Source organism: Sediminibacterium sp. GW821-FHT12F12 (genome assembly GCF_058806635.1).
In genome coordinates, this window is the sequence record NZ_JBXAPW010000010.1 from 122,766 (window position 1) to 143,625 (window position 20,860).

The 20,860-nt window shown below is 45.8% G+C and carries 16 protein-coding genes; 9 read left to right on the top strand and 7 right to left on the bottom strand.

Going from position 1 to position 20,860, the window contains the following annotated elements; translation table 11 throughout:
* Positions 1-7 precede the first annotated feature (7 nt).
* The 3 genes from sucD to AC1RNB_RS14210 all read right to left on the bottom strand — a co-directional run bounded on the left by sucD (position 8) and on the right by AC1RNB_RS14210 (position 3,875).
* Entirely contained in the window at positions 8-880 is an 873-nt protein-coding gene (sucD, locus tag AC1RNB_RS14200; RefSeq protein WP_493083802.1) for a succinate--CoA ligase subunit alpha, read from the bottom strand.
* A gap of 246 nt (positions 881-1,126) precedes the next feature.
* Positions 1,127-3,655, bottom strand: coding sequence for a PKD domain-containing protein (locus AC1RNB_RS14205; protein ID WP_493083804.1), 2,529 nt, complete (start codon positions 3,653-3,655; stop codon positions 1,127-1,129).
* Positions 3,656-3,674: 19 nt separating this feature from the next.
* Positions 3,675-3,875 (bottom strand): hypothetical protein, encoded by a 201-nt coding sequence (locus tag AC1RNB_RS14210; protein ID WP_493083806.1) that lies wholly within the window; start codon positions 3,873-3,875, stop codon positions 3,675-3,677.
* A gap of 20 nt (positions 3,876-3,895) precedes the next feature.
* Here AC1RNB_RS14210 and efp point away from each other — a divergent pair, with 20 nt between their 5' ends.
* From efp to accC, 3 genes are all read left to right on the top strand, one after another.
* On the top strand, positions 3,896-4,468 hold the full coding sequence (gene efp, locus AC1RNB_RS14215) for an elongation factor P (RefSeq protein ID WP_493083808.1): 573 nt from the start codon (positions 3,896-3,898) through the stop codon (positions 4,466-4,468).
* A 210-nt stretch (positions 4,469-4,678) separates the two neighbouring features.
* Positions 4,679-5,155 carry an acetyl-CoA carboxylase biotin carboxyl carrier protein gene (gene accB, locus AC1RNB_RS14220; RefSeq protein ID WP_493083810.1) on the top strand — a complete coding sequence of 159 codons (477 nt, stop codon included), beginning with the start codon at positions 4,679-4,681 and terminating at the stop codon, positions 5,153-5,155.
* A 120-nt stretch (positions 5,156-5,275) separates the two neighbouring features.
* Entirely contained in the window at positions 5,276-6,613 is a 1,338-nt protein-coding gene (gene accC, locus AC1RNB_RS14225; protein ID WP_493083812.1) for an acetyl-CoA carboxylase biotin carboxylase subunit, read from the top strand.
* Positions 6,614-6,661: 48 nt separating this feature from the next.
* On the opposite strand, the gene AC1RNB_RS14230 is transcribed toward accC, so the two are convergent.
* The 3 genes from AC1RNB_RS14230 to AC1RNB_RS14240 all read right to left on the bottom strand — a co-directional run bounded on the left by AC1RNB_RS14230 (position 6,662) and on the right by AC1RNB_RS14240 (position 10,198).
* Positions 6,662-7,354 (bottom strand): hypothetical protein, encoded by a 693-nt coding sequence (locus tag AC1RNB_RS14230; RefSeq protein WP_493083814.1) that lies wholly within the window; start codon positions 7,352-7,354, stop codon positions 6,662-6,664.
* A 103-nt stretch (positions 7,355-7,457) separates the two neighbouring features.
* The gene (locus AC1RNB_RS14235; RefSeq protein ID WP_493083816.1) at positions 7,458-7,823 is read right to left on the bottom strand and encodes a hypothetical protein; all 366 of its coding nucleotides are present in this window, start codon (positions 7,821-7,823) and stop codon (positions 7,458-7,460) included.
* A gap of 182 nt (positions 7,824-8,005) precedes the next feature.
* A complete protein-coding gene (locus AC1RNB_RS14240; protein ID WP_493083818.1) occupies positions 8,006-10,198 on the bottom strand; it encodes a glutamine synthetase III family protein in 2,193 nt (730 codons plus the stop codon).
* A 220-nt stretch (positions 10,199-10,418) separates the two neighbouring features.
* Between AC1RNB_RS14240 and AC1RNB_RS14245 the strand changes: the two genes are divergently transcribed.
* From AC1RNB_RS14245 to proC, 4 genes are all read left to right on the top strand, one after another.
* Complete coding sequence (locus tag AC1RNB_RS14245; protein WP_493083820.1) at positions 10,419-11,150, top strand: head GIN domain-containing protein; 732 nt, start codon at positions 10,419-10,421, stop codon at positions 11,148-11,150.
* A 101-nt stretch (positions 11,151-11,251) separates the two neighbouring features.
* Positions 11,252-13,471: a phosphoribosylformylglycinamidine synthase subunit PurL gene (gene purL / locus AC1RNB_RS14250; protein ID WP_493083822.1), complete on the top strand. Its 2,220-nt coding sequence runs from the start codon at positions 11,252-11,254 to the stop codon at positions 13,469-13,471.
* A 151-nt stretch (positions 13,472-13,622) separates the two neighbouring features.
* Positions 13,623-14,651 carry an ADP-glyceromanno-heptose 6-epimerase gene (gene rfaD / locus AC1RNB_RS14255; protein WP_493083824.1) on the top strand — a complete coding sequence of 343 codons (1,029 nt, stop codon included), beginning with the start codon at positions 13,623-13,625 and terminating at the stop codon, positions 14,649-14,651.
* A gap of 82 nt (positions 14,652-14,733) precedes the next feature.
* Positions 14,734-15,534: a pyrroline-5-carboxylate reductase gene (proC, locus tag AC1RNB_RS14260; protein WP_493083826.1), complete on the top strand. Its 801-nt coding sequence runs from the start codon at positions 14,734-14,736 to the stop codon at positions 15,532-15,534.
* 70 nt (positions 15,535-15,604) lie between these two features.
* On the opposite strand, the gene AC1RNB_RS14265 is transcribed toward proC, so the two are convergent.
* Positions 15,605-16,486: a dienelactone hydrolase family protein gene (locus tag AC1RNB_RS14265; RefSeq protein WP_493083828.1), complete on the bottom strand. Its 882-nt coding sequence runs from the start codon at positions 16,484-16,486 to the stop codon at positions 15,605-15,607.
* Positions 16,487-16,807: 321 nt separating this feature from the next.
* On the opposite strand from AC1RNB_RS14265, the gene pyrG reads away from it, so the two are divergent.
* The gene (gene pyrG, locus AC1RNB_RS14270) at positions 16,808-18,457 is read left to right on the top strand and encodes a CTP synthase (RefSeq protein ID WP_493083830.1); all 1,650 of its coding nucleotides are present in this window, start codon (positions 16,808-16,810) and stop codon (positions 18,455-18,457) included.
* 144 nt (positions 18,458-18,601) lie between these two features.
* Positions 18,602-20,773, top strand: a complete 2,172-nt coding sequence (locus tag AC1RNB_RS14275) for a S9 family peptidase (protein WP_493083832.1) — start codon at positions 18,602-18,604, stop codon at positions 20,771-20,773.
* Positions 20,774-20,860 lie beyond the last annotated feature (87 nt).

The window sequence follows — 20,860 nt, forward strand, 5'->3', positions numbered from 1 at the left end:
TATGTAACTATTTCTTCAGGGCAGTAGCCATGGTAATGCCGATATCGGCAGGACTGGCCACCACTTCAATACCACATTCAGCCATGATCTTCATCTTGGCAGCAGCCGTATCGTCTGCACCACCAATAATGGCACCTGCGTGACCCATACGACGGCCGGGAGGGGCTGTCTGGCCGGCAATAAAGCCTACCACGGGTTTGGTTTTGTTGTCTTTGATCCAGCGGGCAGCTTCGGCTTCCATGCTACCACCGATCTCGCCGATCATGATGATACCATCAGTTTCAGGATCGTTCATCAGTAATTCTACCGCTTCTTTGGTAGGGGTTCCGATAATGGGGTCGCCACCGATTCCGATAGCGGTACTGATACCGAGGCCGGCTTTCACTACCTGGTCAGCTGCTTCATACGTCAGGGTTCCGCTTTTTGAAACGATACCGATGCGGCCTGTTTTAAAGATAAAGCCGGGCATGATACCCACTTTGGCTTCACCGGCAGTGATAACGCCCGGACAGTTAGGCCCGATCAGACGGGTATTTTTACCCTGCAGGTAGTTTTTCACTTTCACCATATCCTGTACCGGAATACCTTCTGTGATACATACCACCAGTGCAATACCGGCATCAGTAGCTTCCATGATCGCATCAGCGGCAAATGCCGGTGGTACAAAAATGATACTTACATCAGCGCCTGTTTGTTTAACGGCATCCGCTACGGTATTAAATACGGGTTTATCGAGATGTGTGGTACCACCTTTGTTGGGGGTAACGCCACCTACTACATTGGTTCCGTACTCAATCATCTGGGTTGCATGGAATGTACCTTCTGTACCGGTAAAACCCTGAACAATGATCTTGGAGTTTTTATTCACTAATACTGCCATGGGGAATGATTTCTGTGGTTTTGAAATTCGCGGCAAAAATAGGTTAAAACGGGCTAGACTTTCCCATTTGAAGGCTAAACTTTGGAGTTTTTTTGGAAGAAACAGCTGGGGGGCATGCATTTTCTGCCCGTCTCCACCGGTTCCGGCCCGAACAGGTAGTTAGCTGCTGAATGGGGTACCGCGAAAAACAAACGGGTGATCGGCCATAACCGATCACCCGTTGGAAGATTGTCCCGAAAACAGCTATCAGAGTTTGTAAAATGCCTTGCTGTCCCGGCCATTCTTCGTGGTTATTTTCAGGAAGTATGGACCGTGGTACAGAGACTCGCAACCGATCTCGATCATATTATTTCCCTGCTGCAGCAGTTTTTTGATCCGGAATTTGGCGGTTCCATAGATATCATATACCGTAATTTCCGCTTCGGCATTACTGTTACGGCTATAGATGGTAGCCATCATCCGGGTAACCACGGGATTGGGGTTGAGCTGGATGATTTTGATATAATCCACATTGGCCTGCGGTGTGTTTACCGTATCGCGTACCACTACTTCCCTGCATAATTTTGCTTCACAGCCATTCAGCGTTTTTATGTATAAACAGGTGGTATACAATCCTGGTTGCAAAAATTCTTTCACCGGACTAATCTCATTGCCCGACAGGACCGTATTATCTCCAAACTTCCAGGTGCGTTGAATGATACTGTCGCCGGGTAAGGTTTTACTCAGACTGCTGTTGTACGCTATTTTCTTCAGGCTGATGCGCTCGGCGGTAAACTGCGCTTCTGCTTTGCAATCCGGATTGCCTATCGTGATCGTTTCGCTGTATTTGCTTTCGCAACCTGATTGGGTTTTGATATACAGTTTCACGAGATACTTTCCGGGTTTGGAATAACTATGCGAAGGATCGATGTGGTTGCCTTCCATCGGTACCGTACTATCGCCAAAGAACCATACGCGGCTGATAACAGAATCTTTTTCTGTGCTTCCCCTCGATCCGTTGCTGTTGAATTTTACCACACCATTCAGTTGGCTGTAGGTAAACAGCGCTTTACAACCGCTTGGTGGCGCAGGAGGTAAGATCAACACATTGGCGCCGAATTTATTTTCGCAACCAGTCTGTGTTTTAATAACGAGGTACACTTTGTAAGTGCCAGGTTTGGTATAAGGGTAGGATGGGGTTATCACATTGCCTCCCAGCGATACCGAAGTAGTGCTGTCTGTATACGACCAGGTACGACTGATGATACTGTCACGCTCTGAAGTTCCTTTCGATTCTGAGCTGTTAAACACAACCAGAGAATCCTTGATGGTCCAGTTAAAATAAGCCTTACAGTTTACGGGTGCTGGAATGGTAACAGTTGCACCATACTTACTCTCGCAGCCAGCTTTTGTTTTAATCACCAGGTACACTTTGTAAGTACCCGGTTTGGTATAAGGATAGGAAGGTGCAACCACATTACCGCCCAGCGATACAGAAGTGCTGCTGTCTGCATAATACCAGGTACGGCTGATGATACTGTCGGCATCATTGATTCCCTTAGAGCCGGCACTGTTGAATACAATCAAAGAGTCTTTTCTTTCCCAGGTAAAATAAGCTTTACAGGTAGCAGCAGAATCTTTGATCTCGATCTCTGTGCAGAATGTATTTTCACAACCATTTTTTGTTTTGATATACAGGCAGGCTGTGTATTTACCTGCTTTGCCATAAGTAAAGGAAGGATCCAGGCGATTACCCGTGAGAGAGGCAGAAGTATCACTGAATTTCCAGGTACGGCTGATGATACTATCGCCGACTATTGCTGAAGAAAGAGAACTGTTGAACTTCACGGTTCTTCCCTGTATCAGGTAACTGAATTTGGCTTTGCATTCAGTTTGCGTTGGCATACTGTCTTTCACGGTTACAGTAACACAGATTGTTTTTTCACAGCCTTTCACCGTGCGGATACTCAGGCATACACTGAAGCTGCCATTTTCCCTGTATTCCTTCAGCGGATTTACCTGGTTACCATCCAGCGAACTGCCATCACCGAATTTCCAGATGCGTTGGAAAATACTATCGCCCAGCAACACAGTGCTCTGGCTGCTGTTGAACCTGAATTTCTTAGCCCCTGTTTTTTCGATCGTGATAACAGGAGAAACTTTGCAATCGTTCGACTCGGGTGTAAATACGACCGTTTGGCAATAACTGCTCTGACAACCACTTTTAGTAGTGATGGTAAGGCATACTTTATAAATGCCAGGTTTGGCATACACATGTGTTGGATCTATTCTGTTGCCGGTTAATGTGGCACTGCTATCGCCAAACTGCCAGGTACGGCTGAGGATACTATCTCCGGCAACAGTGGATGAACCTGCTGCATTAAATTTTACGCCGGTATCTAATGACTGGTAACTGAAAGCTGCTTTACAGCTTGCTGGTGTTGTGCCTGGTGTACAGATAATAAAATTAACTTCCACCAGGTTGCTGATACCCACTGCCGGATCTCTTGTCAGCATTGTACCATCGCAGTTTTCAACATAGAGCATCAGCTTGCGGATGTCTCCGGTACAGCTCAGTGTATCTATATAATAGCCATTGGGATTGGTAATCGTATAATGCACCATCGGGCAACCGCCATTGGTACTGTCTACACTGTAGATTTTTACTTTTTTATTGGCAACGGGTTGGTTCGCTGTATTCTTAATGGTTCCTTTTACAATGACTGTATTGGCCAGTAACTGGCCCTTTAAAAACAGCAGCGAAAGGAGCAAGACAAAACGTAGAATTGTTTTCATAAGAGGTAGGTTATCTGTGTTAGTAGATACCCCCTTGTGGAAGATTGCAGCCTAAATCTTCCTGTTTTTTTAACAGTTTCTTATCCGGAGGATGCGGTAAATGGGGCGGGAAAGCCACAGCTGGTGTGATAATCATTGATTTAGCATAGAAACTTTCTCTTAACAAGCTTTCTTGTTTTTGGCCGCCAATCCCTACTTTTGCGCCTGTCTGAGAAGACATTTCATTTAAAAACAAACTCAATGGCAACAACATCCGACATCAGCCGTGGCATGATTCTGAAATTAGACGGCAGTTTATATTCTGTAGTAGAATTTGGCGAAAACAAAACAGCCCGGGCCGCTGCAAAAGTGTGGGCCAAGTTAAAAGGGGTTGATAACAAGCGTTCTATCGAAAAAACATGGAACAGCGGGGAAAATATCTACCCGGTTCGTGTAGAAAAGAAAGCGTTCCAGTTCTTATATAAAGATGATACAGGGTATAATCTCATGAACAATGAAACTTTTGAGCAGATTGCCCTGGCCGACGAAATGATCGATTCTCCCCAGTTTCTGATGGAAGGAGCCGAAGTATTTGTATTCATCAATACGGAAACCGAACAGCCCATTGGCGCGGAACTGCCCGAAAAGATTGTGGTAAAGATCACTTACTGCGAACCCGGACTGCGTGGCGATACCGCTACCCGTGCCCTGAAAGCCGCCACTGTAGAAACCGGTGCTACCGTAATGGTACCCCTGTTTGTGGAAGATGGCGAACTGATCCGGGTAAATACCAAGGACGGTTCTTATGTAGAACGCGTAAAAGAAGAGAAATAATTGCCGTTTACGCAAAACGGGTCAACCCAAACTGACTATACAGGTAAAGGGCAGCCAAGGCTGTCCTTTTTTTGCCCTTGCGGGTAGGGAGGCCGGGTGAAAATGAAAATTTCCGGAAATAAACAAAATCCCCGTTTTTAGCAAAAAAGGGCTATTTTGCCCCACTATTTGACCAAATTTCACTGTTTTTACCCCTAAAACTTGCCATTTATGGACTTAAAGCAAATTCACGAACTGATCAAAATCATCAATAAAAGTAATATTGGTGAGATTAGCATTGAAGATAAAGATGGTAAGGTAACCATCAAACAAAAGGAAGAACAGGTAGTAACGGTAGCGGCTGCTCCACAGCATCAGGTATTTACAGCTGCCCCTCAGCCGGCTGCCCCGGCTGCAGCACCTGCCGCTCTGGCTGCTCCGGCTGCCGCTGCTCCCAAAGCGGATAACCTCATCACTATTAAAAGCCCGATGATCGGAACTTTCTACCGCCGCGCGGCTCCGGATAAACCCATCCTGGCCGAAGTAGGCAGCGAGGTCGCACCGGGTAAAGTGGTTTGTATCATCGAAGCCATGAAACTGTTCAATGAAATTGAATCAGAGATCAAAGGAACCATCGTAAAGGTACTGGTAGAAGATGCCAGCCCTGTTGAGTACGATCAACCCCTGTTCCTCGTAGAACCGGCATAGGTAATTTGAAAATATGGCCATTTGGGAATTTGAAAATGAGTACTGTTCTCATCTTCGGATTTCTCAAATCGTGTCAGCCATTTTCAAATTTTCAAATTTTCAAATTCTCAAATTTTCAGGATGTTCAAAAAGATATTAATAGCCAACAGGGGAGAGATTGCACTGCGTGTGATCAGAACCTGTCGTGAAATGGGTATCAAAACCGTGGCGGTGTATTCTACGGCTGATAAAGACAGTCTCCACGTAAAATTTGCTGATGAAGCTGTTTGTATCGGTAAACCTGCCAGTGCAGATTCTTACCTCAATATCCCGCATATCATGGCCGCGGCAGAGATCACCAATGCAGATGCGGTTCACCCTGGTTACGGTTTTCTGGCCGAGAATGCCAAGTTCTCCCAGATCTGTGCCGATCATGGCATCAAATTCATCGGGCCTACGCCGGAGATGATCAATAAGATGGGGGATAAGATCACAGCCAAAGACACCATGATTCGTGCCGGAGTGCCGGTGGTTCCTGGTGGCGAAGGTTTGTTGGAGAATGTTGATCAGGCCAAATCCCTTGCCAAAGTGGTGGGGTATCCCGTGATCCTCAAAGCAACTGCCGGTGGTGGTGGTAAAGGGATGCGTGTGGTATGGAATGAGGAAGAGATCGAAAAAGCCTACAGCACCGCCAAACAGGAAGCTGCCGCCTCGTTCAAGAACGATGGGATCTATATGGAGAAATTTGTGGAAGAACCCCGCCACATAGAGATCCAGGTAGCCGGTGATCAGTATGGCAATGTTTGTCACCTGAGCGAGCGTGACTGTTCTATCCAGCGCCGTCACCAGAAACTGGTAGAAGAATCACCATCTCCGTTTATGACACCCGAACTACGTCAGAAAATGGGAGAAGCGGCCATTAAAGCGGCCAAAGCCATCAACTATGAAAGTGTGGGAACCATCGAGTTCCTGGTAGATAAACACCGCAACTTCTATTTCATGGAAATGAATACCCGTATCCAGGTAGAACACTGTGTTACGGAAGAAGTGGTGAGTTTTGACCTGATCAAAGAACAGATTAAAATTGCCATGGGCGAGAAGATCTCCGGTCGCAATTACGAACCACAGATGCATGCCATCGAATGCCGGATCAATGCGGAAGATCCGTATAATGATTTCCGTCCTTCACCGGGTAAGATCACGGTGTTACATACACCCGGTGGACATGGGGTTCGGGTAGACAGCCATGTGTATGCAGGATATGTGATCCCTCCATATTACGACTCCATGATCGGTAAACTGATCACCGTGGCACAAACCCGCGAAGAAGCCATTGATACCATGTATCGTGCCCTGAGCGAATATGTGATCGAAGGGGTGAAGACAACCATCCCATTCCACCTGCAACTGATGCAGAATGAGGATTTCAGGAAGGGAAATTTTACCACCAAGTTTCTCGAATCATTCAAGATGAAATAACAAAAAGCCCCATTGAAAAATGGGGCTTTTCTATTTTGGAACGTTTTTTCATAGCGTGTTCTGGTCAAAGAACTGGGCCATCGTTTCAAACTGTTCTTCGCCGATGCCCACTACTTTCCATCTCCGCTGACGCTCTGCGTACATGGCCACCGTTTTGCGGATCCGGTTAAAATCTGTTTCAGGAATGGCTGCAATGCTAACGGCTTCTTTTTGTTTCCATACTTCTATTTCCAGCAGCATATCTGCCTGGCGGCCATTTACGCCCAGTTTGTCAATTACTTGTTTACGGTATTTTGTTTTATAGAGTTGTAAGGCTCTGGTTGCCATCAGGGTGTCGAAAAGATGATTCGGGTGTAATTCGGTAACCGGGCAGGCGCGGGTACTGATCTCAAAAATGCGTTTTACCTCGCTGAGCGATTTCACCTGATCAGCTGCCAGCCCCAATGCTTTGTACCGTTTACTCACTTCCTGCATCAGTTCGCCAGTTGTAGCATACACTTCGTTGGTATTGGCATCAATACTGGCTTGCTGTTGCCTGGCCCAATGGTCAATATCCCCGATCTTGTCTGCTATCTCAGCCGTTATCTTTAATTCCCTGATAAGTGCCGGCTTATCACAATAACTAAACAACTCTTTTATTTCTTCGGATGTACGTTTGATGGCGGGTGCCTGTGCCCGAACTGTTATAGTCAGCGAACTCAGCATTAAACAAGCCATTCCGGCGATTATCATTTTTCTCATACGATTCATTTGTGCCCCTAAAATAGGAACAAATCAAAACAGGGATTCGTTAAAATAACAAAGGCGCTTCGATAGAAACGCCTTTGTTATTTGGATGGGAGGATTATTTTCCTCCACCGCCCGGACGTCCACCGCCAGGGCGCTGAGTCATTGCTTCCAACACTTTTTTAGACAGTTCAACGCCAATCGCTTTGTCAAGTCTTTTCTGCATTGCGTCAGTAAATTCTTTCATTTTAGCTGCTCTCTGATCTTCAGGAGTTTCCCTGTTTGGTCTTAAAGATCTCAGATCATTACTAATGGCAATAACAGAATCAGCCTGAACATCATTCAGTCCCATTCCTTTATACCTTTCTTTCATCATGGCGATACGCTGTTCGGGAGTCATTTGCTGACCACCGCCCCCCTGGGCCATTACAGCTGTCATGGAGCAACCAAGCACAATGGCTACACATACAATTACTTTTTTCATACTGGTACTGTTTTAGGATTTAGTATAGGAAAACTATCTAAAAAATAATGCCGTTCCCAATGTTTTCGGTGGATGGTAGCCGCTGGTCGGCAGTAAAGCGGTCTTAATTATTCTTTAAGGTGCCAACAAAAAGCCCCGTTCTGCAGGAGAACAGGGCTGTATTGGGCTCAAGTCAAAAAGTATTAGCGTAAAAACAACATCTCGCGGTACTTAGGTAAGGTCCAGATATCGTCGTCAACCAGTTGCTCCAGTTTGTCTACATGGTAGCGGATCTCATCAAAGAAAGCAGCTTTTACCTGGCTTTCGTAAGCGATGGCTTTGGTGCGACTGTTGTCGATATTGTTAACGATCTTACGGGCTTCCACCATCTCATGCACTTTGGTATGGATCACCTGGATATGGTTGCTCACCGTTTTCAGGATCTCCAGCTGACTGGCATACGCAGTTTCCGGTAAACCGGCGGTTTTTAAACCGTTGATATTCTGCAACAGTTCATTCTGGTATTTGATGGCTGCGGGCAGGATATGGTTAGTAGCCAGATCTCCCATGATACGGGCTTCGATCTGCACTTTTTTGATGTATTTCTCCAGCTCAATCTCGTGTCTGGCTTCCAGTTCTGTGTGCGAGTAAACGCCGGTGCTCGCAAACAGGTGTTTGGCTTTGTCTGTCAGTAAAGCATCCAGTGCCACCGGGGTGGTTTTCAGGTTAGGTAAACCACGGCGCTCTGCTTCATGATGCCATTCGTCGCTGTAACCATCTCCTTCGAACAATACTTTTTTGCTGTCTACAATGTATTTCTGGATCACGTGCATGATCGCGATTTCTTTCTTGTCTCCTTTCTCGATCAAACCATCTACTTCCGATTTGAATTTGCGGAGGGTATCAGCCACGATGGTATTCAATACGGTCATAGAAATACCGCAGTTGGCAGAAGAACCTACCGCGCGGAACTCAAACTTGTTACCGGTAAAGGCGAAGGGAGAAGTACGGTTACGGTCGGTATTATCCAGCATCAGTTCCGGAATACTGCGGTGCAGATCCAGTTTCAGGATGGCCTCGTCCTGCTCGTCGAACTTGGTGTTCACACGGGCTTCCACATCGGCCAGTACTTTGGCGAGATATTGGCCCACGAATACAGAGATGATGGCAGGTGGCGCTTCATTGGCACCCAAACGGTGATCGTTGGGGGCAGAAGCAATGGCCGCACGCAGGATATCTGCATAATCATGTACCGCTTTGATGGTATTCACAAAGAAAGTGAGGAACATCAGGTTGGTCTTAGGCGTTTTGCCCGGAGCCAGCAGGTTTACACCGGTATCGGTGGCCATGCTCCAGTTATTGTGTTTGCCGCTACCATTAATGCCTGCAAAAGGTTTCTCGTGCAATAATACCACCAGTTTATGGCGTTTGGCCACACGGCTCATCACATCCATTAACAGGGTATTGTGGTCAACGGCAATATTCACTTCTTCAAAAATGGGGGCACACTCAAACTGTGCAGGGGCTACTTCATTGTGGCGGGTACGTAAAGGGATACCCAGTTTGTAGGCTTCCTGCTCGTAATCGCGCATGAAAGCATATACTCTTTCAGGGATAGAACCAAAGTAATGGTCTTCCAGCTGCTGCCCTTTGGCAGGAGAAGCACCAAAAACAGTACGTCCGCACTGAACCAGATCCGGACGGGCCATAGCCAGTGATTCATCAATCACAAAATATTCCTGCTCCCAACCCAGGGTAGCGGTTACTTTGGTAACGTTTTTGTCGAAATAGTTACAAACATCTACCGCGGCTTTGTTCAGCGATTCCAGTGCTTTCAGCAAAGGCGCTTTATAGTCGAGTGATTCGCCGGTATAAGAAACAAAGATGGTAGGGATGCACAGTGTTTTACCATGTCCGATCTCGATGATAAAAGCAGGGGAAGAAGGATCCCAGGCAGTATAACCGCGGGCTTCGAAAGTGACACGGATACCACCGCTGGGGAAAGAAGATGCATCAGGCTCCTGTTGGATCAGGGCTGCGCCATCAAATTCTTCAATCGCAGTGCCGTCGCTTTTCAGGGTAAAGAAAGAGTCGTGTTTTTCAGCAGTGGTACCGGTTAATGGTTGGAACCAGTGTGTATAGTGGGTAACCCCTTTGCTCTCAGCCCAGGCACGAAGACCGTTGGCGATCTGGTTAGCAACGGCGCGGTCGATTTTTTTACCACCACGGATACTGGTTACCAAACTTTTATAAGCTTCATCCGTCAGAAACTCACGCGCGGTTTTTAACGTGAACACGTTCTCATTAAAAATAGCCGTGATCTTTGTACTTGCTGGAGCCGGAGCATCTCCACTTTCTTTAGAGATGTTTTCGATAGCTGAAAAACGTAAAGACATAGGTTTAATTTTTTTTGACTGACCAAAAATACGCGTATTTCCTTCACAAAATCAATTTTAGCGTTCACGAACTTCTTAAAAACTGGTAAAATGTGGAAAAATAAAAACATAGAATAAATATTAATTTGTTTTTATTTTAATATGATCATTTTAGAATGATTCAAAATGCCCTGTAACTTTTCCGCTGCTTTATCGTTTCACCAGAACTTAAATCAATCACATGAAAAAACTAATGATGCTGCTGGCCGTTCTGGCAAGCTTGCCGGTAATGGCACAATGGGGTCTCTGGGAGAAAGTAGAAGGCAATGGCCGTGTACAAAAAGAAAACCGCCAGGTAGGAAATTTTACAGCCATTTCTTCTTCGGGTTCCTGGGATGTAATGGTGGCGTATGGTGAGAGCGGTTCTATTCAGGTAGAGGGAGATGAAAACCTGCTCGAATACATCGAAACCAAAGTAGATGATGGCAAACTGGTCATCCGCGCCCGCAAATCCTATAACCTGCGTTCTAAAAATAAGATCACTATATATGTATCCCTTACCCGTTTAACCGGGATATCATTGTCCGGTAGTGGTGATATTTTGGGCGATGGCAAATTCAGTAATGAAGGATCCACCGAATTCAAATTATCCGGCTCCGGTAAGATCCGGATGGGTATTCACAAGATCAAAACAGCCGAACTGGCTATCTCCGGCAGCGGCAATATCAGTCTCAGCGGTTCCGCTAACGCCGTGAATATCCGCATCAGCGGCAGTGGTAATGCTGATTGCAGCAGCCTGATCACAGAAAATGCCAGCGCCCATGTAAGTGGCAGTGGGAATATTAAAATCAATGCCAACAACCGGATCGATGCCAGTATCAGCGGCAGCGGAAATATCAGTTACCAGGGAGCGGCTACTGATATCACAAAAAGGGTATCGGGCAGCGGCAGACTGGTAAAGTCGCAGGGATAATCTACAGCCGGTCGTGCAGGAACCAGATTTTCCACACGACCGGCTGATACTGCAAAACTTCATCTTGCCTCTTACAGCTACTTTCTTACCTTCGCGGCATCATGGAAATTACCGCCCAAACAGCCGAACAACTTCGCTTAACAGCCGAAGAATTTGAACTCATCAAACAGAAATTAGGTCGCACCCCCAACTTTACCGAGTTGTGTGCCTTTAGTGGTATGTGGAGCGAACACTGTAGTTACAAGAACTCCATTAAATGGTTAAAAACCCTTCCCCGCGATGGTGGCCGTATGTTGGTAGCCGCCGGAGAAGAGAATGCCGGTTTAATGGATATGGGTAATGGCTTTGGTGTAGTATTTAAAATTGAAAGTCATAACCACCCCAGCGCCATCGAACCTTTTCAGGGTGCGGCTACCGGGGTGGGTGGTATACAGCGTGACATCTTTACCATGGGCGCCCGCCCCATCGCATCGCTGAACAGCCTGCGTTTTGGTAACCTGAAAGATAAAAAAACACAACGCCTGTTAAGTGGTGTGGTACACGGCATCGGTCATTACGGTAACTGTTTTGGTGTACCTACAGTGGGCGGAGAAGTCTATTTCGAAGACTGTTATCATACCAACCCATTGGTGAACGCGATGAGTGTAGGTATTATGCAGGCCAATAAAATGGTGAGTGCTACCGCCGCAGGAACCGGTAACCCGGTATTTTTTGTGGGTAGTGCCACAGGTAAAGATGGTATTGGCGGGGCTTCTTTTGCTTCGGCCAATATTACATCAGACAGTGTGGAAGAGTTACCGGCCGTTCAGGTGGGTGATCCTTTTCAGGAAAAGAAATTACTGGAAGCCTGTCTGGAAGTGATCGAAACCGGCGCTGTGATCGGTATGCAGGATATGGGTGCTGCCGGTATTATCTGCTCTACCGCCGAAATGAGTGCGAAAGGTGGTGTGGGTATGCGTATTGATCTGGATAAAGTACCTACCCGCCAAAAAAATATGAAAGCCTGGGAACTGCTGCTGAGCGAAAGCCAGGAGCGGATGCTGGTAGTAGTGGAAAGAGGTAAAGAAGCTGCTGTATTAAAGGTATTTGAGAAATGGGACCTGAGCTGCAGCGAGATCGGTCAGGTAACCGATGATGGGCTGCTGAAATTCTATATGCATGGCCAACTGGAAGCCGAAATTCCAGCGTACGAACTGGTTTTGGGTGGTGGCGCACCTCAGTACACCCGCGAATACAAAGAGCCCGCCTATTTTGCGAAGATCAAAGCATTTGACAGTAATACGATTGCTGATGTAACCGAATTGAAACCGGTGGCGGAGCAATTGGTACAGATTCCCAATATCGCTTCCAAGCGCTGGGTGTATACACAGTATGATAGTATGGTGGGAGCGGCCAATGCCTCTACCAATGCACCCAGCGATGCTTCCATTGTGCTGGCAAAAGGTACCGGTAAGGCCCTGGCTATTACCGTAGACTGTAACAGCAAATATGTATTTGCCGATCCTTATGTGGGAGGTATGATAGCTGTGGCAGAAGCGGCACGTAATATTGTTTGCAGTGGTGGCGAACCCATTGGTGTTACCAACTGTCTCAATTTCGGTAATCCTTATGATCCGGAAGTGTATTACCAGTTTGTAAAAGCGGTTACGGGTATGGGCGATGCCTGCCGGAAATTCAATACACCAGTTACAGGTGGTAATGTGAGTTTCTATAACCAGAATCCCGATGGTCCTGTATATCCTACTCCTACTATCGGTATGGTGGGTATCCTGGATGATTTCTCGAACCGTATGACGATGGATTTTAAAAAGGAAGGGGACCAGATCCTGCTCATCGGCAAACCACAAAATGATATTGGCTCTTCTGAATACCTGCATAAATTGAAGAAGACAGAATACTCTCCGGCTCCTTATTTTAACCTGGAGGAAGAACTGGCCGTGCAGCAGTTGGTGACAGACATCATCAAAGAAAAACTGATCAATAGCGCACATGATATCAGTGAGGGTGGATTAGCCATCACTTTGCTCGAAAGCGGCTTCAATCAAAATCTTGGATTCATAGTAGCTGCAAAAACAGAACTGCGTAAAGACGCTTACTGGTTTGGCGAAGCACAGGGCAGGGTAGTGGTATCCTGTTCAGCACAGCAGGTAGCCACCATTATGCAGAAAGCCAAAGCTGCCGGCGTAACCATTGCGCAACTGGGACCGGTTACTTCGGGTAATATTGAAGTGAACGGTGAGAACTGGGGTAGTATTGGTGTGTGGAAAGAAAAATATGATACAGCGATTGAGAAATTGTTGGCGATGGAAGGAGAAGGTTGAATATCGAACAGGGAATATTGAACAGAAGAACAGAAGAGCAAGGAACAGACGAACAAGGAACGGAGAACCCGGAACATAAAACAAAGAACAGAAGAACTGGTGATCCGGAAAGGGAAGATGATTTTTTGCTGATTAAACAGATTTAATTTTCATGACAGAAAAACAATCACATACTGCAAAAGCTGAGTCGGGATACATGATTGTTACCGGGGCGGCTGGTTTTATCGGTTCCTGTATGGTGCAGTTTCTGAATGGGCATGGAATGGATAACCTGATCCTGGTAGATGATTTCGGGATCGAAGAGAAAAGAAAGAACTGGGAATCTAAAAAGTATGCAGAGATCGTTGAGCGGTATAACCTGTTTGATTGGTTAGCTGCACATCAACCCAAAATAAACATGGTCATCCACCTGGGGGCCAGGACAGATACCACCGAATTTAACTATGCCATTCATGAAGAACTGAATGTGCAGTATTCAAAAGATATCTGGCAGTATTGTACCGCTAATTGTGTTCCACTGATTTATGCTTCTTCTGCCGCAACTTATGGTGCCGGCGAACTGGGGTATAATGATGACCATGCCGTGGTGGAAAAATTAAAGCCGCTCAATCCTTATGGCATCAGCAAAAATGAGTTTGATAAATGGGCATTACAGCAAAGGGAAGCCCCTCCTTACTGGGCGGGTCTGAAATTCTTTAATGTGTACGGTCCCAATGAATACCATAAAGAAAGAATGGCGAGCGTGATCTGGCATTCTTTTAACCAGATCAAAAAAGATGGGGTGGTAAAACTGTTCAGAAGCCACAAAGAAGGTTTTGCAGACGGCGAACAGCTGCGTGATTTTATTTATGTAAAAGATGTGGTAAGTGTGATCGGATGGATCATGCATTCTATGCACCATCAGCAATGGACCGTTGCCTGCAATGGTTTGTATAACCTGGGTACCGGTAAAGCCCGATCTTTCAATGATCTGGTAAAAGCCACTTTTGCCGGACTGGATTTATCCCCGAATATTGTTTTCATTGATATGCCCGAAGATATCCGTGATAAATACCAGTATTTCACAGAAGCTAATATGAAAAAACTACAGGATGCCGGATACAGCAAACCCTTTTACTCGCTGGAAGCCGGTGTGGATGATTATGTACGCGGTTACCTTCGTACGGGACAATATCTATAATTGCTTTCTGTTATCTATCAGTTTTGTAGACTGACTCTTCCCGTCTATCTGTTATTGCTTATCTTCACACAAAGCAATCGTCATGAGTAAGAAAATAGCCATTATCGGAGGTGGTAACCTGGGAGCTGCCATGGCTGAGGGACTGATCAACAGTGGGTTTATTTTACCTAACCATCTGATCGTTACCAGACGGAATATCGGCGCATTGAAATCGCTGGAGGAAAGGGGGGTAATGGTGAGCAACGATAATACCGAGGCAGTAAAATATGCCGACTGGATTGTGCTGGCCGTAAAACCCTTTCAGGTAAAAGAAGTACTCACGCAGATCCAGCCTTTTCTCGATGTAAAAAAGCATTCATTGATCAGTGTGGTAACCGGTGTCTGGATCAAAGACCTGCAGGAAATCGTGGGGAATGATTTTGCTTTATTCCGTGCCATGCCCAATACCGCGATTGCCATTCAGGAAAGTATGACCTGTATCTGTGCGCATGGTGCCAACCAGGATCAGCTTTCGTATGTAGCTGATTTTTTTGAGCAGTTGGGTAAATCTGTTTTTATAGAGGAGAAACTGATGGATGCGGCTACAGTGCTTGGTGCCTGCGGTACTGCCTATGCCATGCGCTATATCCGCGCCAATATCCAGGGCGGGATCGAGATCGGGTTCAGTGCCGCTACTGCTTCTTTGATAGCCGCACAAACCGTAAAAGGTGCAGCAGAATTATTACTGCAGCGCAATACACATCCCGAACAGGAGATTGATAAAGTTACCACTCCCAAAGGCTGTACCATTGCCGGTTTGAACGAGATGGAACACCAGGGCTTTAGTTCTTCCCTCATCAAAGGCATCGTAACCAGTTATAAAAAAATCGTCAACGATATGTAAGTGGTATCGTATATATATAAAAGACAAGCAGCGATGAAGCTGCTTGCCTTTTATATAAGTATACTTTCTGTTACTTCATATGTTCTTTCAGAAAAGCCACTGCTTTGGCATGGGCATCTTCTGTGGCAGATTTATTAAAGCTGGGATTGCTGGGGTTGGCAAAACCATGGTTGGCTTCATATTTGTAAGCGGTGAGTTTTTTACCCACGGTCTGCATATCGCTTTCAAATTTGGTTACCACTTCTGGCGACGGACTACGGTCCTGGTTGCCAAAAAAACCGATCACATCACAGTTCAGTGTTTTTAATTTTTCCAGGTTGTTTTCGGGTCTGCCATAATACATCACACAACCCGCCGCCTGTTTGCCGGCCAGTAATGTGGTTTGTAAACTCCACATACCACCAAAACACCAGCCAATGGTGTAGATTCTGGCATCTTTACCAGCGTGGACCAATGCACCCTTTACAATATTTTCCAGGCGTTCGGTTTTGGCAGCCTGCATCAGTTTCATGGCACTATCCGGGGTGGCGGCCACTTTGCCATCGTACATATCAATGGCCAGTACGTTTACATTGTCCAGTTCTTTGCTTAATATCTCACTTTCGCGCTTGATATAATCGTTCAGTCCCCACCATTCCTGGATCACAAAGATCCATTTGTTGCTTTTGGTTTTGCTTTTGATCTCATATCCCATGGCGGTAGAGCCATCTGCCGCTGTAAACGATACTGTATTACCGGTTGGGTTCTGGAGTGTATAATAGTTAGGGGCTTCATGCATACTGGCAAAAGCGAGGGTATTGGCCTCCTGGCGGAATTGCTCCCGTACATCGCCATTGTAGCAGCTTACGTAACAGCCCGGGGTAAGCATTTCGGGTTCAGGACTTTTGTATCGGTGACTCAGAAAAGTGGCAGACACAAAAGCTGCCAGGGTCAGGACGAGGATTTTTCTCATATAGACGTTTTTTTGAATAAAGATGTACACCTGGAATTAACACTTTACTATAAAAATTTGTTGGCTGGCACCCAGCTATTTTTTTGAACAAATTATTTGCTGTAGGTTTGTATGACCTCCGAAATTTTTCTCGCACAGTTTATTTTTCCAGGGTCAATATTCTTTGATTTCAGGTCGCAAAAGCAATAACTGCTTTTTGGCGGCAATCTATTTTGTATGGCACCAGGTCAGTGATGGATGCTATACAAAACGGGGTGGTGTGGCTATACTTTTTGAAAAAGACATTATTGTAATAAACACGTATTAATTAATTACCATATTATGGCCAAGTTTATATTTGTTACCGGGGGTGTAACCAGTAGTTTAGGAAAGGGAATCATTGCTGCTTCGCTGGCAAAATTGTTGCAGGCAAGGGGTTTACGGGTAACCATCCAGAAATTCGATCCGTATATCAACGTAGATCCCGGTACACTGAATCCCTATGAGCATGGTGAATGTTATGTAACAGAAGATGGTGCAGAAACCGATCTTGATCTGGGGCACTATGAGCGTTTCCTCAATATTTTTACCACACAGGCCAATAATGTAACCACCGGCCGCATTTACCAGACGGTGATCAACAAAGAAAGAGCCGGCGATTTTCTGGGTAAAACCGTACAGGTAGTTCCCCATATTACCGATGAGATCAAAAGAAGGATGTTATTGCTGGGGGAGGATAATAAATATGATATCATCCTGACAGAGATTGGCGGAACGGTGGGGGATATTGAAAGTCTTCCTTTTATTGAGGCGGTTCGTCAATTACAGTGGGAACTGCCCGAAGAAGATGTGATGGTGGTACACCTGACCCTGATCCCTTACCTGAAAGCGGCCAAGGAACTCAAGACCAAACCTACCCAGCACAGTGTTAAAATGCTCAGCGAAACAGGGGTGCATCCGGATATCATTGTATGCCGTACCGAAGAGCCGCTGAATAATGATATCAAAAGAAAGATCGCACTGTTCTGTAATGTAAAACAAGAAGCGGTGATTGAAGCGATGGATGCTTCTACCATTTACGAAGTGCCTTTGCATATGCTTCGCGAAAAACTGGATCTGATCTGCCTGAAGAAACTGCAGATTACCGGTTATGGTGAACCGCAGCTCGATAAATGGAAAGGCTTTCTTGATAAACTGAAATATCCGAAAAGCAAAGTAACCGTTGGCCTGATCGGAAAATATATTGAACTGCAGGATGCGTACAAATCCATTCTCGAAAGTTTTGTACATGCCGGTGCCATGAACGAAGTGAAAGTGCAGGTGGTGAATGTGCACAGTGAATTTATCACGGCAGAAAATGTATCGGAAAAATTAGACGGATTGGATGGACTCTTGGTGGCACCTGGATTTGGCCATCGGGGTATTGAAGGGAAAATTGTTGCAGTACAATATGCCCGTGAAAAAGGATTGCCTTTCTTCGGGATCTGTCTGGGTATGCAGATGGCAGTGATTGAATATGCCAGAAATGTGTTGGGATTGAAAGATGCCCACTCAACAGAAATGGATACAACTACTACGCATGCGGTGATTAATATGATGGAAGAGCAGAAGAAGATCCGGATGATGGGTGGTACCATGCGTCTGGGTTCTTATCCCTGCGAGATCAAAGCCGGTAGCCTGGCAGAAAAAATATATGGTGAAACCATGATCACAGAACGCCACCGTCACCGCTATGAATTCAATGATGAATACCTGGCCCAGTTTGAAAATAATGGAATGATGGCCAGTGGCCGAAATCCTGAATCCGGACTGGTAGAAATTGTAGAGATCCCTACCCATCCCTTCTTTATTGGTGTACAGTTTCACCCCGAACTGAAAAGTACGGTGGAGAGGCCGGCTCCTTTATTTGTAAGTTTTATTGATGCTGCCAAAACGTATAACGAGAAAAAGAGTTCTTTCAAAACCACTTCTTTACAGGATGCATTAATCTGAGTATAAAAGAATAATTACAAAAGCCCCGGTAATGATCTATTGCCGGGGCTTTTATATTGATTGATCCTGCTATTCAACCGATGCAGGAATGTACATACAACTATAAACTGAATTAAGTATTTTCAGGGTTCTAAAACAATAACTATGAGAAAGAGTTGGTTCATTTCTGCCTGCTTGCTGCTGTCTGTACTGTTCGTATCCGAACTGCGTTCGCAGGGTATCCGCTGGACACGCGAAGGCAATGCTTTTTTTTCGATAGAAAGGGGAGAGATCATCAAAAACGATCTGCCCTCTCTCGCCAAAACAGTGTTGGTATCCAAATCGCAACTGAAGCCAAAAAATGATACAGGATCACTGGCCATCCGTGATTTCAGCTTTTCTGCAGATGACCAGAAAGTATTGATCTTTACTAATACCAAAAGGGTTTGGCGCGAAGAAAGCCGTGGCGATTACTGGGTGCTGAACATCGCTGACAAAAGTCTGAAACAATTGGGAAAAGGAAAGCCGGCTTCTTCGCTGATGTTTGCCAAGTTTTCGCCAGATGGGAAAAAAGTGGCGTATGTAAGTGAATTCAATATTTACCTCGAAGAGCTAACTACCGGTAAAATTACTCCGCTCACTACCGGTGGTAACCGAAGTATCATCAACGGCACTTTCGACTGGGCCTATGAAGAAGAATTTGGCTGCAGAGATGGTTTCCGCTGGAGCCCCGACAGCAAAAAAATTGCTTACTGGCAGATCAATGCTTCCAAAGTAAAGAATTACCTGATGGTGAATACCACCGATTCTATTTATCCCTTCCCTGTTCCGCTGGAATATCCCGTTGCCGGGGAAGCTCCATCGCCCTACAAAATCGGGGTAGTGGATATTGTTACTGCCAAAACCAACTGGATGCAGATCCCTACGGATCCTGTACTGCAGTCCTATGTTCCTCGCATGGAATGGGCCGCCAACAGCACACAACTCATCATGCAGCACCTGAACCGTAAACAGAATACAAGTAATATCCTCCTGAGCGATGTAGCAACCGGTAAATCCACTTCTATCTACCAGGAAACCGATGTGGCATGGATCGATGCGGTTGCTTCACTCTCGGATAAATTCTGGCTGAATGGGGGCAAAGAATTTTTATGGACAAGTGAGAAAGACGGCTGGCGCCATTTATACAGGATCAGCAGAGACGGGAAAACCGAAACCCTGCTTACCAAAGGGAATTACGATATCATGGGTGTAACGGCCGTAGATGAAGCAGGTGGATATGTATACTTTAATGCAACCCCTGATAATGCCACCCAGCGTTACCTGTACCGCAGCAAACTGGATGGCAGTTCACCCGCAGAGCGTGTTTCGCCGATGAACCAGAATGGGACACACTCGTATAACATGTCGCCAGGCGCTAAATTTGCGCAACACTCTTTCTCAAACTATTACACACCACCTTCCCGCGAATGGATCAGCTTGCCAGATCACAAAACATTCAATGGAGATAATGTAAATACAGCAGTAACAAAAGCAGACAAGTCAAAATCAACTGTTGAATTCTTTAAGGTTAAAACAGTGGATGGTGTTGAAATGGATGGCTGGATGACCAAACCGGAAAATTTTGATCCTAATAAAAAATATCCTGTTGTATTTTACGTGTACACCGAGCCTGCCGGACAAAACGCCAAAGACCAGTGGGGAGCCGGTATAAACCGGATGTATACCGGTAATATGGCCAAAGACGGATATATCTACATCACCATGGATAACCGCGGCACACCGGCACCGAAGGGGAGAGAGTGGCGTAAATCCATCTACCGTAAAATAGGCCAGATCAATCTCCGCGACCAGGCCATGGCCACCAAAGAAATTATGAAATGGTCATTTGTTGATACATCCAGGATCGCTGTCTGGGGTTGGAGTGGGGGCGGTTCTGCCACCCTGGGTTTGCTGTTCAATTATCCCGAGATCTATAAAACCGGCATTGCCATTGCCGCAGTGGCCAACCAGCTTACCTACGATAATATTTACCAGGAAAGGTATATGGGCTTGCCCCAGGAAAACCGCGAAGATTTTGTGAACGGATCTCCCATCACCCATGCTAAAAACCTGCGGGGTAATCTCCTGTACATTCATGGCACCGGCGATGATAATGTGCATTACAATAATGCAGAACAACTGATCAATGAACTTGTCGCTAACGGCAAACAGTTTCAGTTGATGAGTTATCCCAACCGCACGCACGGCATCTTCGAAGGAAAAGGCACATCGGCTCATCTGAATCAGTTGTACACGAATTACCTGAGAACCTATTGTCCGCCGGGAGGGAGGTAGGGAATATCGAATATCGAACAGATGAACAGATGAACGGATGATTTATTTTTCGTTCGTCTGTTCATTGTTCGTCCGTTCGATATTCAT